General features: G+C 60.1%; 16 protein-coding genes. 4 read left to right on the top strand and 12 right to left on the bottom strand.

Features of this window, described 5'->3' with window-relative positions:
- The first annotated feature begins 69 nt into the window (after positions 1–69).
- Positions 70–1,234 (top strand): peptide chain release factor 2 gene (gene prfB, locus CFE428DRAFT_RS17515; protein WP_193352244.1). Its coding sequence is split into 2 segments (ribosomal slippage): positions 70–129 and positions 131–1,234, totalling 1,164 coding nucleotides; the frame shifts between segments, so codons are not numbered across the junction.
- A 198-nt stretch (positions 1,235–1,432) separates the two neighbouring features.
- On the opposite strand, the gene CFE428DRAFT_RS33925 is transcribed toward prfB, so the two are convergent.
- Genes CFE428DRAFT_RS33925 through CFE428DRAFT_RS33920 form a run of 4 tightly spaced genes read right to left on the bottom strand, consistent with a single transcriptional unit; the run spans position 1,433 to position 4,167 of the window.
- Entirely contained in the window at positions 1,433–2,062 is a 630-nt protein-coding gene (locus tag CFE428DRAFT_RS33925) for a Cell division protein CpoB (RefSeq protein WP_049975674.1), read from the bottom strand.
- 49 nt (positions 2,063–2,111) lie between these two features.
- The gene (locus tag CFE428DRAFT_RS17505; RefSeq protein ID WP_006980948.1) at positions 2,112–2,870 is read right to left on the bottom strand and encodes a polyphosphate kinase 2 family protein; all 759 of its coding nucleotides are present in this window, start codon (positions 2,868–2,870) and stop codon (positions 2,112–2,114) included.
- A gap of 51 nt (positions 2,871–2,921) precedes the next feature.
- On the bottom strand, positions 2,922–3,335 hold the full coding sequence (locus tag CFE428DRAFT_RS17500; protein ID WP_006980947.1) for an OsmC family protein: 414 nt from the start codon (positions 3,333–3,335) through the stop codon (positions 2,922–2,924).
- 4 nt (positions 3,336–3,339) lie between these two features.
- Positions 3,340–4,167, bottom strand: a complete 828-nt coding sequence (locus CFE428DRAFT_RS33920) for a M14 family zinc carboxypeptidase (protein ID WP_006980946.1) — start codon at positions 4,165–4,167, stop codon at positions 3,340–3,342.
- 58 nt (positions 4,168–4,225) lie between these two features.
- Here CFE428DRAFT_RS33920 and CFE428DRAFT_RS17490 point away from each other — a divergent pair, with 58 nt between their 5' ends.
- On the top strand, positions 4,226–5,272 hold the full coding sequence (locus CFE428DRAFT_RS17490; RefSeq protein ID WP_006980945.1) for a dipeptide epimerase: 1,047 nt from the start codon (positions 4,226–4,228) through the stop codon (positions 5,270–5,272).
- Between the two features lie 34 nt (positions 5,273–5,306).
- On the opposite strand, the gene CFE428DRAFT_RS33915 is transcribed toward CFE428DRAFT_RS17490, so the two are convergent.
- The 6 genes from CFE428DRAFT_RS33915 to CFE428DRAFT_RS17460 all read right to left on the bottom strand — a co-directional run bounded on the left by CFE428DRAFT_RS33915 (position 5,307) and on the right by CFE428DRAFT_RS17460 (position 11,325).
- The gene (locus CFE428DRAFT_RS33915) at positions 5,307–8,324 is read right to left on the bottom strand and encodes a protein kinase domain-containing protein (protein WP_162145279.1); all 3,018 of its coding nucleotides are present in this window, start codon (positions 8,322–8,324) and stop codon (positions 5,307–5,309) included.
- Between the two features lie 159 nt (positions 8,325–8,483).
- Complete coding sequence (locus CFE428DRAFT_RS37490; RefSeq protein ID WP_006980943.1) at positions 8,484–8,843, bottom strand: hypothetical protein; 360 nt, start codon at positions 8,841–8,843, stop codon at positions 8,484–8,486.
- Positions 8,844–8,899: 56 nt separating this feature from the next.
- The gene (locus CFE428DRAFT_RS17475) at positions 8,900–9,370 is read right to left on the bottom strand and encodes a hypothetical protein (protein ID WP_006980942.1); all 471 of its coding nucleotides are present in this window, start codon (positions 9,368–9,370) and stop codon (positions 8,900–8,902) included.
- Positions 9,367–10,140, bottom strand: coding sequence for a hypothetical protein (locus CFE428DRAFT_RS17470; RefSeq protein ID WP_006980941.1), 774 nt, complete (start codon positions 10,138–10,140; stop codon positions 9,367–9,369). Before CFE428DRAFT_RS17470 ends, CFE428DRAFT_RS17475 begins: the two co-directional genes overlap by 4 nt.
- Entirely contained in the window at positions 10,137–10,631 is a 495-nt protein-coding gene (locus CFE428DRAFT_RS17465) for an RNA polymerase sigma factor (RefSeq protein WP_006980940.1), read from the bottom strand. Before CFE428DRAFT_RS17465 ends, CFE428DRAFT_RS17470 begins: the two co-directional genes overlap by 4 nt.
- A gap of 151 nt (positions 10,632–10,782) precedes the next feature.
- On the bottom strand, positions 10,783–11,325 hold the full coding sequence (locus CFE428DRAFT_RS17460) for a hypothetical protein (protein ID WP_042725212.1): 543 nt from the start codon (positions 11,323–11,325) through the stop codon (positions 10,783–10,785).
- Between the two features lie 182 nt (positions 11,326–11,507).
- On the opposite strand from CFE428DRAFT_RS17460, the gene CFE428DRAFT_RS17455 reads away from it, so the two are divergent.
- Together CFE428DRAFT_RS17455 and CFE428DRAFT_RS17450 are read left to right on the top strand one after the other, a co-directional pair.
- Complete coding sequence (locus CFE428DRAFT_RS17455) at positions 11,508–11,714, top strand: hypothetical protein (RefSeq protein WP_042725211.1); 207 nt, start codon at positions 11,508–11,510, stop codon at positions 11,712–11,714.
- 30 nt (positions 11,715–11,744) lie between these two features.
- A complete protein-coding gene (locus CFE428DRAFT_RS17450) occupies positions 11,745–12,845 on the top strand; it encodes a hypothetical protein (RefSeq protein ID WP_006980938.1) in 1,101 nt (366 codons plus the stop codon).
- A 41-nt stretch (positions 12,846–12,886) separates the two neighbouring features.
- Here the strand turns inward: CFE428DRAFT_RS17450 and CFE428DRAFT_RS37485 are convergent, their stop codons facing one another.
- Together CFE428DRAFT_RS37485 and CFE428DRAFT_RS17440 are read right to left on the bottom strand one after the other, a co-directional pair.
- Positions 12,887–13,846: a pentapeptide repeat-containing protein gene (locus tag CFE428DRAFT_RS37485; protein WP_006980937.1), complete on the bottom strand. Its 960-nt coding sequence runs from the start codon at positions 13,844–13,846 to the stop codon at positions 12,887–12,889.
- 29 nt (positions 13,847–13,875) lie between these two features.
- Positions 13,876–14,454 (bottom strand): pentapeptide repeat-containing protein, encoded by a 579-nt coding sequence (locus CFE428DRAFT_RS17440; protein WP_162145278.1) that lies wholly within the window; start codon positions 14,452–14,454, stop codon positions 13,876–13,878.
- Between the last annotated feature and the right edge of the window lie 495 nt (positions 14,455–14,949).

Here is a 14,949-nt window from a genome sequence, read left to right as displayed (position 1 = left end):
CGCCCGAAAACTCTCGACGGCCCCTCTTCCCTTAATACTTAAAACTGAACACTTAACACTTTTCGAAAAATGGACCTCAGCGCTATCAATACCGACGAATTCAAATCCCGCGTAGGCGAGCTTCGGAGGTATCTTTGACTTCCCCAAGCTGCAAGCCCGCCTGGCGGAACTCGAAGGCCTGATGGCCGAGCCCGATTTCTGGGCGAACAAAGAACGCGCGCAAAAGAACGTCGAGGAAGTCTCCACGCTGCGGAACAAGATCGGGCCGCTGCTCACGCTCGATCGGCAGATCGAGGACTTGCCGGTGCTCATCGAACTCGCCCGTGAGGCGAACGACGAGACGAGCGTGAAGGAGGTCGAGAAGGAATACGGCGTGATCCAGAATGGGCTCGCCGAATTCGAGCTCAAGATGCTGCTCAACGGTCCAAACGACCGTTACAACGCTTTCCTCACGATCAACTCTGGCGCCGGCGGCACAGAGTCGTGCGATTGGGCGGACATGCTGCTGCGCATGTATCAGCGCTGGATCGAGCGGCATGGCTTCAAGAGCGAAGTCATGGACATTCAGCTCGGCGAAGAAGCGGGCATCAAATCGTGCACGCTGAAGGTTGCCGGGGAATATGCCTTTGGCTATCTCGCGACGGAGCGTGGAGTGCACCGATTGGTGCGTATCTCGCCTTTCGACGCGAACAAGCGCCGGCACACGTCCTTCGCCGGCGTGGATGTGGTGCCCGAGTTGCCCGAGAGCGCGCCGATCGAGATCAACGAAGCGGACATCGAGGTGGATACCTACCGAAGCGGCGGCAAGGGCGGGCAGAATGTGAACAAGGTGGAAACCGCGGTGCGCATCCGGCACATCCCGACGGGCATCGTCGCGGCCTGCCAAAACGAGCGCAGCCAGCAGAAGAACAAGGTCACCGCCATGCGCATGTTGCAGGCGAAACTGCAGCAGATTGAAGTGGACAAGATGGCCGCGGAGACGGCGGCAGCCTATGGTGAAAAGGCCGATGTCAGCTTCGGCAGCCAGATCCGCAGCTATGTCTTCCAGCCCTATCAGAAGGTCCTCGACCTGCGGACCGGCGTGGATACGAGCAACATCTCTGCGGTGATGGACGGCGACATCGACGCCTTCATCCAGGGCAAGCTCCGCGGGCCTGAAGCGCGGAAAAAGGCGCGACGGACGAGGAATAGGGAACGGAGGTTGATAGTTGAGAGTCCGCCACCTAACCTCTGACGTGACCGCTCCGCGGTATTGGCTGGAGATTACCCGCCTCGATGTGCCGGGAAATGTGCGATTACTTTATTCTGCAGCAAGGCACTCATCGAAGGGCGGCTGAGGCCAGCCGCCCCTACAAAATTCGGCGCGGAGCGCCGCTGAAAAGCGGTCACGTGGGGGGGCTATCAACCATCAACCCTCAACTTCCTCCTCCCCCTACGGGATGATCAACACCATCCCCGGCTTGATCTTCACCGTGCCGGACAGCGCGTTGAAGTTCGCGTCCTGAATGTCGCGGGCTCGCGCAGGTGTCTTGTAATACTTGCGGGAGATCTTGGCCAGCGTGTCGCCGGATTGGACGGTATACGTCCGGGCGCCCGGTGGGATCGGCTTTTGCATCGGCTCGCCCTTCGCGTTCAGCGTGGCCGCCGGCATGGCCCTCTGCGCGCGCAAGGCCGTCAGTTGTTCACGCAGGATTTGATTCTCGTTCTTCAATCGAACGGCATCCTGCTGGGTGATAGGTGAACCGTTGGAAAGCTTGGTCAGCAGTCTCGCTTCGCCTTCCTTCTTATAGGCCTTCGCATCGCGGACATGCGGACCATTCGGCGCGAGCTCGATGTAGCGATCCATGTGGTGCAGTGCATCGATCGGGCTCTTGAGCTTGTCATCGTAAAGGAGCGCCAGCTTGTAGTGCACCTCGGCGGTTTTAGCGGTGCCATCGAGCGCGCCCTCATACAAATCCACCGCCGTCCGGTAATCTCCTGCAGCCGCCTTCTTATCGGCGGCAGCGATATTTTCCTTGGTGCCTTTGTCGAACAGACGCTCGCACGCGGGAAGTGCGAGCAAGCTTACAGCAATCAATACGCGGACCAGCGAACGGCCTGGAATCTGCATCTCAGGCTTTCCGGCTCAGTCCGGCGCGTTCCAGCGCCTCGACGACAGTCTTGAGCACACGGAGACGCGCGAACCACTTGTAATTGGCCGGGATCACCGACCACGGCGCGTCCTCGGTCGAAGTCTTCTCGAACATATCCTCCGCCGCGGAATTGTGCTCGTCCCACTTGCGACGATTGCGCCAGTCCTCGTCGTTGATCTTCCAATGTTTGTAAGGATCCGCCTCACGACGTTTGAAGCGGAAGAGCTGCTCCTCCTTCGAGATGTGCAGGTAGAATTTCACGATGACCGCGCCGTCATCGGCCAGCGTGCGCTCAAATTCGTTGATCTCCTCGTAAGCGCGCTTCCACTCCTTTTCCGAGGCAAATCCCTCCACGCGCTCTACGAGCACGCGCCCATACCACGAGCGATCGAAGACCACGGTCTGCCCGTAAGGCGGCAGCTTGTTCCAGAAGCGCCACATGTAGTGGTGCTGATACTCCTCTGCCGTCGGCTTGATGACGGAGTGCACCCGCAGCAGGCGCGGGTCGAGCCGCTCGGCGAGCCGCTTGATCGCGCCACCTTTGCCGGCCGCGTCCGGACCTTCGAAAACGACGATCAGCGAGCGGTGCGACTCGGAGAGTTCGCGCGTGAGATTAAGCAACCGAAGCTGGAAATCCTTGAGCTTCGGTTTGTAGTCATCCTCGTCGATCGACTTGTGCTCCAAGTCGTCGAGGCGTCGGCCTTTTTTCAGTCCGTTCGGCTCTTTGAGAGTCGGCATGCGAGGCGTTTATAACGGCGGCGGGTGGGAGTGCAAGCTACGGAATAGGCCCTATGCGCCGGCCCAGATAAAAGTCACCGGCTTCTCTACATCGGGGTGTAAACTCTGGTGTACCGGGCAGGTTAACGCCACGCGCTCCAGCACCTCACGGCGCGGATGCGTGTCCGGCAGCGGCATGGTGATTTCGCAGGTCAGGCGTGCAATGCGCCGCACCGGCACCTGGGTCATCTCCTTGCCCACGGTCACTTTCATTCCGCGCAGATCGATCTCGTGCTGTTGGGCATAGATGCCCATGACCGTCGCCATGCAAGTGCCGAGCGCCGTGGCGACGAGATCGGTTGGGGAAAACGATTCGCCCTTGCCGTGATTATCCACGGGAGCGTCCGTGAGCAGTTTGTTATTCGAAGGGCCATGGATGGCCTCGCAGCGAAGATCGCCGTGATATGCGATGGAGATTTTGACCATGTCGTCAGGAGTGTGCAGGAAAACGGATGGCCGTGGCGAGCATCGCGTGCACGCCAGGCTCGATTCCGCGCAAATAACCCGCGGCATCGGTCTTCCAAAGCGCGCGCACGGTATCGAGATGATCTTCGGGCAATTCGTCCGGGCGCGCTTCGGCCTCGGGATCGTAAGGCAGTTCCAGCGTGATCATCGCAGGAGCCGAGCCATCGGCATATTCGAGCCCATAGCCGCACCATTGGCCGACCGAACCGGGACACGCGGCGTAGATGCGCTCGAGGCGGCGCTGGCCACGCCCGGGTTCCGTTACGCGGAGGCGATAGGGACGGCGAGCGTTCTCATCGAGCGATTCCCACATGGCCTGGGCGAGCGGCGTGGATTGTACACCATCGGCATCGATTTCCGCCAGCGCCCAATGCAAGCTCACGACCTTCGCCGGTTGCCAGGCGAGGATGAAATCGCGCAGGGCGACCGATTCCGGCTCGGACCACGCCGCGGGGCCGGGCGGCTCTTCGCAGTCCGGGCGCCAGTTGAAACCACAGTTGCGATTCAGGTCGACTCCGCGCGCGTTGTAGCGGGTGGCACGTTCGGCGCCATCGGGATTGGCGAGCGGCAGGACCATCGTCGGGAATTGCCGCAACGCTTCCCATGCGGGGCTTTGCAGATAATCCTCCAGCGCGCGCACGGTCGCGGGTTCGTTGCCATGCGTGCCACCGATGAGCAGCGTGCTGTTACGCGGCGGTGGGGAAACAGCGAAGCCGAAATTCGCGTGCACGATGATTTCCCGGCCTTCGACGGAGCGGCCGATGGATCGCGTGAAGATTGGGCTGCCTTGCATGCGTGTTCAGCATACATTCCCAGAAATCTATCCCTGTGGAAATAGATTCCTCTTTGTGATGAAGCTCACCTGTACCAGTCGCGAATTACATCCACGCCGCGCCTTTCGAATCAGCCGCGCGCGCAAGACGGAAGTGCGCAACGTTTTCATCCGTCTCGAAAGCGATGGAGTCGTCGGTTACGGCGAAGCCTCACCCAATGCCTTCTACGACGAAACGTGGAGCGGTGTGATGGCGAAGTTGGAGAGTGCGCGGGAGTTTTTCCAGACGCTCGAAGTGCACAGTGTCGCCGATATCGAAACAGCCTGGAAAGAAGCGTGGCGATTTCTGGCGCCGTCGCACGCCGCGCAGTGCGCGCTCGACATTGCGCTGTGGGATTGGCTCGCGCGGAAAAAAGGGGTGACCGTCTCGGAACTGGCTTGGAATGAGCCTCCGCGGCCGGTGATCACCTTTGCCACGATCGGCTTGTCGAGTTCGGAGGAATTGATCGAAAAGGTCGAGGAGCTGCGCGGCTTCGCGCGCATCAAAATAAAGTCCGATCAAGCGGCGAGCCTCGATCCCGTGCGTTTCGTGCGCGAACGATCTCCTGCCCTGCTCGCCGTGGATGCCAATTGCGCGTGGGGGAAAATCGACCTGGCCAAACTCTCCCGCGAGTTAGCGCAACTCGGCGTCACCTTCATCGAACAGCCGTGGTTGCCCGCGCGCGATACCGAGTTGCCGAAGCTGGAGTTGCCCGTGATGGCCGATGAAAGCTGCGTGACCGAGGAAAATGCCGCGCAACTGCCCGACGCCTTCGATGGCTTCAACATCAAGCTCGTGAAGTGCGGCGGCATCACTCCTGGCCGGCGCATGGTTGCGACCGGCAAGGCACGCGGGAAAAAGATGATGGTCGGGTGCATGCTGGAGAGCAGCGCCTTGATCGCCGCCGGCGCGGTGGTCGCGCAACGCACCGACTATGCCGATCTCGATGGGGCGTGGTTGCTGGGCGATGATCCTTTCCGCGGGTGGAAGTTTGATCGGGGAGTTCTGTTGCCCAGTACCGCTTCGGGCCTAGGCGTTGAGCCCGAGGAAGGTTTGTTCAATGGGGCAGCCGCTTCCAGCCGCTGATCCTCCAACGCAAGGCGGCAGGATGTTGCTTCCACTATTTTGCCGCTGACGGAGCCGGCTTTTTGTCCGGAGGCTCGGGCGCTTTCTCCGGCGTTTTGTCCGAGGGTTTCTCCGTGGCCTTTTCGACCGGCTTCTCCGCGGCTTTATTCGTCGGTTTCTCCGGCGCTTTGTCCGGCGTCTTGTCGGCCGCTTTCTCCGCCGTTTTTTCGGTCACCTTCTCTGCAGGCTTTTCTTTCTCCTTCGCCGCCGGGGTGACTTCCGCTTTCAACAACACAGGGCGGGCGCTTTGCTTTGGCGTGGAGTGACCGGCCGCGCGGGTGTCGAACGCTTTCCAGAATTCCTCCGCCGGCTCCGTCATCTTGATGTACGAGAGACGCTTGATGCCGAGATGATTCCGCAGGAACGCGATGTCCTTGCATTGCAAAGGGATGAGCACGCTTTCCAGGGTCGCGATCTCCATCAGCGGACGCAGATCCGTCAGCGACGTGCACCCTTCGAGATTCAGTTCGCGCAGCGGCGAATGGATGAGCGGCTTGAGATCGGTGATGCTGGTGTGATTCAGCGTGAGCGTTTGCAGCGGCATGCCATCCAGTGCCGAGATATCTTTGATCGAGCGGCAATTCGCGAGATAGAGCTGCTCGATCGGCATTCCCTTGAGCGGCACGAGATTGGCCACGCGCGTGGTGGAAAGCCGCAATACCTCCAGCGGCAGATCGTGCAACGGCCGCAAATCCAGCACCGCGCTGCCCTCGAGACTCAGGTTCCGCAAGGGCATGCCCTCGAGCGGCGAGAGATCGCGCACCACGGTGTGCCCGAGGGAGAGCGACTCCAGTTCCATCCCCTTCAGCGCATTGAGATCAGTGATCCGCGTTTCGTCGAGAATGAGCCCCGTCACCGGCAGATCGCGCAGCTTCTTGAAATCCGGCTGCGCCACATAGCTGAAGTCGACACTCACCGTGCCGTCGCCATTCGTCTCGAAGCGCTGGGCGCGCAGGCCATGCTTGTCGAAGGTGTCGCGCCAGATTTTGTTCAGCCGCTGTTTGTCCATGCCGAACTCGTCGCGAATGCTCTCCGCGGCGCTGTGGCGCCCCTGGTTCATGAGCGCCTTGTAGAGCTCATCCTGAATCGCCGGCTTGATCTGCTCATCCGTGCCGATGCTCTTGAGCACGCGCCGGGAGAGATCGAGGTTGACCTGCGCTTCCTTGAGCTTGGGGTTCAAGCGCAAGGCTTCGGTGTAGGCATCGGCCGCTTCCTCCAGCCGGAGCTGCGCCTGCAGGATGTTGCCGCGCAGGTTGTGATAGGTGGCCTCGTTGGGCACCTGCTGAATGGCGTATTCGATCTTTTCCAGCGCCTCCGGGAACCGGTTTTCATCGATGAGCTGCTGCGCATCGGAAGCGAAGGTCGGCGCCGTGCCGCGCAGTTCGTTCAAGCGGGCCGCCGCCAGTTGCTCCTGGTCGATCGCGCGTTTCTCGCTCAAGCGCGCGCGGTCGCGCTCGTGCATGAGCTGGAGGAAAAAGCCGATGACCACGACGTTGAAGATGACCGCGAAGACCAGGAAGAGCGCGACCTCTTTTTTGTGCCGCGCGGCGAAGAGCAGCGCGTGCTTCGCCACACTGGCCCGCTCCGCCTTCGTCGCGAAGCCGCCCTGGTAAGCCTCGATGTCCGTCTGCAAATCCTCGACATGCTGATAACGATCCGCCGGGTCGAGCGCGAGCGCCTTCATGACCACCGCGGAGAGCCCGTCGGGAATGCGTTTGTTCGGGCAATGCGCGAAGACGAAATTGGCCGGCGCGCCATCGGACGAATTCTCGCCCGCCGTTTTCGCGGCCGATTTTCTGGCCGGCTGGTTGTAACTCGACGGCGGCGCGATCGCGCTGGTCACGATCTTCTCGACCACCTCGTGCACCGACTCGCCCTCCACCGGCGGCCGCAAGGCCAGGATCGCGTAGAGGATTCCGCCGAGCACATAGATATCGGAACGCTCGTCAATGCGATCCAGCTCACCTCGCGCCTGCTCGGGCGAAATGTAAGGCGGCGTGCCTACGATCAGCCCGTGCATGGTCTCGAAGCCGCGCAGGTTGTCTCCCGATTTCGCCACCGGCGTATCCGGCACCGGCTCCTGGGGGTGCTCCGGAGTTTCCTTGCGCACCGTGGTGAGATTTTTCGCCAGGCCCCAGTCCATGACCAGCACCTCACCGAAGGAGCCGATCATGATGTTCTCCGGTTTGAGATCGCGGTGCACGATGCTCTTGGAGTGCGCATACGCCACGGCGTCGCAGACCTTTTGGAAAATGGTGAGCAACGTGCCCAGCGGATATTTTTCGATGGTCTTTTGCCGTCCGTTGCGAATCCCACGCAGCACGTCGTCGAGGGTCGTGCCCTTGACGAATTTCATCGTGTAGAAAATCTCCCCCTGATCATCGATGCCCAGCTCGTAGATGGGCACGATATTCGGGTGCTCGAGCTGGCCGGTCAGCTGGGCTTCGTCGATGAAACGCAGCACGTTTTCGCGCGAAAACTGGTTGCTCGTCTTCATCACCTTCATCGCCACCGTGCGACGAATCCGCAGATCGCGCGCCTGCAGGATCACGCCCATGCCGCCGCGGTTGATCGTGGTAATGACCTTGTACTTCTTCTCCTCGAGCTGCTCGCGCACCTGCGCGAGACCGAGATCCTTGTCCCAGAGCGCCTCGGCGAGTTGTTTGGCCGCTTCCGCCCGCAGGCGAATGAAGAGGCGCGCCGTACCGACCTGCACCTCCTGGTCGAGACGTACTCGAGTGGGCAATTGCACCTGGATGCTATCGATGAAAACGCCGTTGCTGCTGCCAAGATCCTCGATGACGAGCTCGTAGGCATTGAAGGTCAGCCGCGCATGATGCCGCGAAACCAGGTCGGCATCGATCCGAATGGGGCACGAGGCATCGCGGCCGATGATGTACTCACCGTGCTCGATGGCGTACTTGGCTTTGAGCTCCTGGCCGACGTAGACGAAAATCTCCGCCTGGATTTGTTCCGGCGTCGCGTCCGCATCGTTCAATTGCGGGTCAGGCATGACAGTGGGCAAGTCGCTCATTCAAAGTGGAAGTCAACAAGCACAATCCGCTTCGGACAAAATCCAAAGACGGCATGAGTGTCGACCATGCGGGATGGAACCCGCTCCAAGAGGCCGAGTTGCTCTCCAAGACGCGAATGAGCGCGCGTGAGGCGTGAGTTATTTCGGGGGCGGCGTCGCCGGAGCCGGCGGAGCGGCTGGAGCTGGGGCTGGGGCGGCAGCATCCGGCGCCGCAGGAGCGCCAGGAGCCGCCGCAGGCGGCAGGCCCGGGATTTCCCCAGCGGGCGGCAACCCGGCGGGAGAACCGGCATCGGTAGCCGGCTTGTTCTTTTCCGCGTCGCCGAGCAGCGCTTCCGCGGAAGGTTCCTTGCCATGCGCGACCGCATCTTCCCGCGGCGGGACGAAGTGATTCTTATGATAAGAGTAGGTGTTGTCGTAAATCGTGCCGACGCAACCGGTCAGGCCGACGGCGCTGGCTACGAAAACAGCAGGAAGCAGAAAGCGAAAGGGGCGGGACATGTCTCCGTGTAGGACAAGAATACGCGCGGCGTCAATCCTACGCATAAAAATTGCTATCATTTCTTGCCGGGCGGCAGTTCGCGCAGGTCGAAAGTCCCCTGGTCGTAGTTGCAGGTGTAGTGCGCTACCAGGTGGTCGCCGGCGACCGTGGCCGCATAGGAATAGGTGCCCCCGAGGATCTTCGGAAGGTCATGCGTTCCCTTGTAGTTCTGGATCTTGCCGTGACGCTGACCGCCGGGCGCCGGCTGGAAAGTCATGTCGTAGTTGCCCGAGAAACAGAGCCAGTTGGCGTGAAAGGAAGCCGCGAGGCTGCGATCCGGTTGGGGCACGATCACGCAACGGAGGCGTCCCCCGTGCGGGCTGCCATCGGTGTCTTTGCGCGTGCCGCTGGCCCAGCGTCCCTCCCAACGGGTCGCCTTGGTGTTCCCTTGGGCGGCTGCGTTCCACTTCTTGTCAAAGGTCGTGCTGCAGGCGGTGAGCAGGCTGGCAAGAAGGACCAGGACGGAACGAAGCAAAGGGCGGCTCATGTTTTCGGGGGGAGCGTTTTCAGAAACTCATCCATCTCCGCTTTGTTGCCGCGGAAGGCAATGAGAAAGCAAATATCCCCGTGCTGGCGCAGGGCGCCCACCCATTCGCCCTCGGTGAGCACCTTCCACTCATTTCCCTCGGGCAATTGCACGCCAAACTCGCTCGCGTGGAACTGCAGCACCAGGCACTTCAAGGCCTCGGCATTGCCCACGGCAAATTGCGCCACGGTCCGGCCATCGATATGGAAAACGCGCGAGCCGATGACCGGCAATCCGGCCAGATCCGGCGGCGACTCAAAGCCATCGTAACCGCGCATGTAGAACCAATCGCCGAGTTGTCCGCTCGTGCTCGTCACCTCCTCGAGCTCGTGCCCGTTCATCTTGCTGGCGTTGGACAGCATGGCCTCCACCGCGTCGCGTCCGGGGAATTTCTCCATCCGTTCCATGACGAAAAAGACGATGATGCCGAGGATGACCAGCACCCCGCACAGCGCGGTGACGACTGCGGGATTGATGACCTGCTTGCGCAGCCGCGCTTTTTCCGCGCGCGGTTTCTCGCTGAGTTCGCTCAGCTTCTGCCGCAGGTTTTCCGGCGGCTTGATGAAATGGATGACATCGATGATCTGCTCATCGAATTCGAGCTGCGCGCGCAGGATTCTTCCCAGCTCGGAGTCTTCCTCGGCCAGACGCAGCGCCTTCTCCATCTTCGAATCCGCGCTCTTGCCTGGCCGGTAGCAGCGCAACAGGGTCTCAGCAGTATCCGCCTTCACGAGGTTTGATTGGTTTCGGGGCGCATGGCCTGCAACGCCTTGCGCAGGAGGTCGCGCGCCGCGCCGAGAGTGTCCGACAGCGCATGCATGTCCATCTTCAAAATCTCCGCGATCTCTTCGGCCTTGAAAAGGTCGAGATAAAACAGGGCCAGCGCACTCCGCTCCGGCTCGGGCAGGGTGTGGAAGCGCTGAGCAAGGAGAAATGCCTCGATCTGCAATACCTCGGGGCTCGTCCCGCTATCGGTATCGTCGCGCAATAACCGCGGGGCGGTCGGAGGCAACGATTTGTTGTTCTCCAGGCAGCGTTCACGGATATGCGTGGCCAGCCAGGCCTGCCGGCTCGTCGCGTTGCGGAACTGGGAAAGCTGCGATTCCACCTCGGTCAGGGTCTCAGCCATGACTTCCTCGGCGCTTTTGGCATTCCCGGTCAGGAGCAAGGCGAAGCGGTAGAATTCAGCAAGAGTGGAACTGGGGAAGAGAGCGGTTTGCAATGCGCAGGAACATAGAGGCCACCCGCACACTCGCTCAAGCGGGAAGAAATTCCCGGGATCGGATTTTGGAGTGCCGGCGATTCAAGACCGCTGACTTCGTCACAGCAATTCCACGCAATCCACTCCTCCCACGACCCTTCCGCCATGCCCTTTAGGCGTATTTTTCATACACCTTGAGATATCGGGACCCGAAAACGACTCGCGTGATCTCGTCCAGATCCACCCGCAGCGGACGCCGCTGCCATTTTCCCGCTCCATCGAAGCCCAGCAAGGTCGCATCCGTATCCGTGATTTGCTCGATGCGACAATGAATGGAATGCCATTCACTCACGGTTTCGCGCAGGACGATGGCAAACTGGCGCCGCTGCTGGATGGACCGCAGCACGGCCGCGGTATTCTTCAAATCGATCGCCGGAGCGCGAATCACTTGGGGCCATCTCTTCTCTTCCTGCATCACTCGCTTGCGAAACGCATCGTGCCGCGTCGTGCCCAAGGAGTGAATCAGGCTTCGTCTCATGGCCACATAGCCGTCGGTAAAAAAGCCATCGTCCAGACGATGGACCAATACCCAGTCCTCAGAAGTCTTCAACACGACGACCGTCGGCTCGGGTTCCCATCCGGTGAGCTTGTCCACGGACAGGTGCAGATCGACCGGCAACGCTTCCGCCATGGCTCTTTCGATCGAAATCCGCATACCGCTTATAAAGACCGAATTTGGATCGCAGGGCAAACCGGGCTTCGAAATTCACTTTAAATATCGATTCAACCCAAGACTATAGAGAACCGGCAAAACAATACGTGTAATCGCGCAACATTCTCCGAAATCGGAGTTGCCCGATCAGGATTACTTTGTAGGGTTTTCATGCATTCCCCTTCGTGAACCTGCTCACCCCCTCTATCATCGCGGCCTGCCTGTCCGGCACGGTCCATGGGCAAACTCTCTCCGCCCTATCCACGCAAGTCTTCCAAGAATTTGCTCAACCCATCCTGGCCGCCATCCCGGGCCCATTGAGCATCCCCTTGGGCGTCATTGGAGGAATCGGTGCCCTGCTCCTCCTGCGCCCGCGTCGACGGCGCCGGTGAGTTCTTTCGTCTGTTTAGCTCGCGAACCTATTGCCGAGCCTTGCGCTGGTCCGCGAGTTGATCGGCCTTGATCCGGTCCTGCCGTTGCTGCTCGGCGAGTCGGTCGGCCTTGATCTGTTCCTGTCGCCGGTCTTCGGCCAGGGATTCTTCTTTGATGCGCTCCAGCCGGCGATCTTCGGCGATCCGATCCGCCTTAATGCGATCCTGCCGTTGCTGTTCCGCGATCTGGTCGGCTTTGATTCTCTCCTGCTTCCGCTCTTCGGCGATCCGGTCGGCCTGTTGCTCCGCTTTCTGGCGATCGACGCGCTGTTGCTCGGCCAACTGCTCTCGCTTGCGGTTATCGGCGATCTGGCTTTCCCGAATCGCGTCCTGCTTTCGTTGTTCCGCGAGTTGATCCTCCCGCTGTTGCGCCAGCTTGCGGTCTTCCGCCAATCGATCCAGTCGGATATTCTCCAGGCGGCGATCTTCGGCGATGCTTGCCAGACGCCTCTCCTCATCCAGGCGATCCTGCCGGATACGTTCCAGCCGGCGTTCTTCCTGGATCCGTTGTTCCTTGAGAGCACCTTGATAATCCTGCCACTGCCGGGTATCCGGATGATCGGGTTGCCGAACAGGCGCCACGGCGGCAATGCGATTGTTCGCTGCCTGCTCTTCCTTGACGCGGTTTTGGCGGCGTTGTTCGGCCAACTGGTCGGCCTTGATGCGATCCAAACGCTGCTGTTCCGCAATATTGGCCTGACGACGATTTTCCTCCTTCCGGTTTTCTTCCGCCTGCTCGATCCGACGATTCTCGGCGGTCTGGTTATCTTTCATCCGCTGTTGTCGCTGATCTTCCGCGATTTGGTCCGCCTTCCGATTTTCCGCCTGCCGATCCGCCTCACGCTGCGCGATCTTTCGGTTTTCCTCCGCCTGCTGTTGCCGCAGGTTTTCGATGCGGCGGTTTTCTTCGGCCTGTTCCTGGCGGATATTTTCCAGGCGCCGGTTTTCGTCCATGGCCGCCTGTTTCTGCGCCTCGACCCGGCGCTCTTCGGCAGCTGCTTCCTGACGCTGTTCGATGATGCGCTCCTCAATGATGCGCGTTTGCTGATCGGCGTGGGCAGGTTTTGGCAGCAGTGTCAGCAGAAGCAATGAAGCGATGCTTCCACGAAGAACGGCATTTGTTTTCATAAGAGTCATTTGTTGAGGATGCCCACCCGCTCGGTGCCGCGGTCTCCCTTGAGCAGGATCTCGTCGGGATGCGTGCGGCTGACCGTCCAGGTTTCACCTTTCTCGCCCGATTTCACGATGATGTTATCGCCGGCCTCGGTCCATTCCCCTTTGATCGGCGTGCCGTTCTGCGAGTAATCCCAGTCGAAAGTGCCGTCAGGGTGGATCTGAATCGAGCCGCTTTCCGTCGCGCCTTTTTCCCCTTTCAGGATCAGCCAGTGGCCGATCAGCGGATGATGCGAGATTTTTGCTCCGGCCGGCCCGGCGCCTTCACTGCCGGCGACTAATTCGGCATGCATCCTGGCCGGGTCGATATTCCACTGCGTGCTGGAGTCATACTTGGCTCCGGCGAAGCGCGCCGAATCCAGCTTTTGTGCTTTTGTGAAATCCGTGCCTCGCAGGTCGGCGCCACGGAAATCCACGCCATCCGCGTTGCCGATGATCTTGCAGCGCCGCAGGTCCGCGTAATGAAACGAAAGCGAGCCACTGTCGCTGCGCTGCGCCGATCGAATGAGTTTCTCCGCGCCGTAATCCAGATTCAACTTCTTGAGATCGACGACGACGGCGCCCGCCAGATCGATCTCCGTCCCTGCCAATTTGGCATGCCACGCCCTCGCATCCGTCCAGTCCACGCCATGAAGTTCGGCCCCGGACAAATCCGCATCATCGAGAACGGCCTTGCTGAAGATGGCATTTTCGAGCTGCGCTTTCTGAAAACTCGCGCCTCTCAGCGTGGCGTTCCGGAAATTCGCTCCATTCAAGAGAGCGCCGTCGAAATTGGCCCGGTTCAAGTTGCCGTCCTTGAAATCCTTCCCTTTGAGATCCTGTCCCGCGAAGTTGGTGGGAGCGGCGAAACCTGGCGTCGCCTCTCCCACCAGGGAGAGGACGAGGCAGGAGCAGACTACCCAATAGCGATAGGGCTTCATACGTCCTGTGGGCGGCGAAATGGCGACGCTTACTTGTCGGAGCCTTTGAAAATCGCGCCGACCGCCTTCGGATCGAAACCTTCCGGCCAGGCAGTATCGTCATCGTAAAGGGCACCCTTCCAGCGGTTGCTATCCGAACCGCCGGCGGTCACGCTCATGCCGCGCATGTTCACCCCGCGCAGGTCGGCGCCGCTGAAGTCGCAATTGTAGATATAGCCGGAAATCTTGGACTCCCGCAGATCCGCCCCCTTGAAGCTGCAGTCATTGCAATGCAGGTCCATGCCGTGGATGATCGCCTTGTCGAAATGCGAACGGATGTTTACCGAGGTGCCTTTCGTATCGCTCAAGTCCGCCTCCGTCAGATCCGCTCCGGTGAACCAAACACCACTGATATCGGCGCCTTTGAAATTGGCGTGCCGTAAAGTGGCTTTATCAAAGTGCACCTGCTTAAGGATCGCATCCGAAAAATCCGCACCGTTCAGGCTCCCGTTATCGAAATTCTTCCCAGTGAGATCCTGATCGTGAAAATCCTTTTGGCCCGCGCAAGCAAGTGACGCGAAGCTGAAAGTGAGTGCTGCCGTGACGATGAAGGTGAAATTTCGAACCATGCTCGACACCGTATTGCTACCCATCCTTTCGGGTCAACTGCGAGTCAGCCGGAGAACGCCCCGAAAAATACGTAATGAAAAACCTTACCGGCACTATCAACCGTTAACTAAACTTTCGCGGCGTGGGCGAACTTCGACTGGCCAGCGCCAAGCTTCCGTCTTGTCCTCTCTTTCTCCTCTCGCCACCTCTTTCCAATGGGCGCGAGCCTTCAATAAGGCGGGTTCCAAGGGAGAGATCGTCGTTTGGTAGATCACTGCCCCATTCGCATTGTGGAGAACCAATCGGACTTCCCCCGTCGCGCGGGCTTCGGCTTGCTCGTAGGCATCTTCGAATGATTCGAAGGTGAGCTGCCAGCTCTCGCCTTCCTGGCAGAGCGTGAAATGGGAATTCAGGGAATCACAGTAGAGATGGAACATCGTCGGAAAAAGCGTTGGCGCGATCATCCGTAATTTCGCATTCCCGGGCGGAGTGGGATGTGTTTCCCGCGAATACTT

The sequence above is a fragment of the Chthoniobacter flavus Ellin428 genome (assembly GCF_000173075.1).
GTDB lineage: Bacteria > Verrucomicrobiota > Verrucomicrobiia > Chthoniobacterales > Chthoniobacteraceae > Chthoniobacter > Chthoniobacter flavus.
The sequence above is the reverse complement of the archived record's forward strand: the minus strand, read 5'-3'. Positions and strand labels throughout refer to the sequence as shown.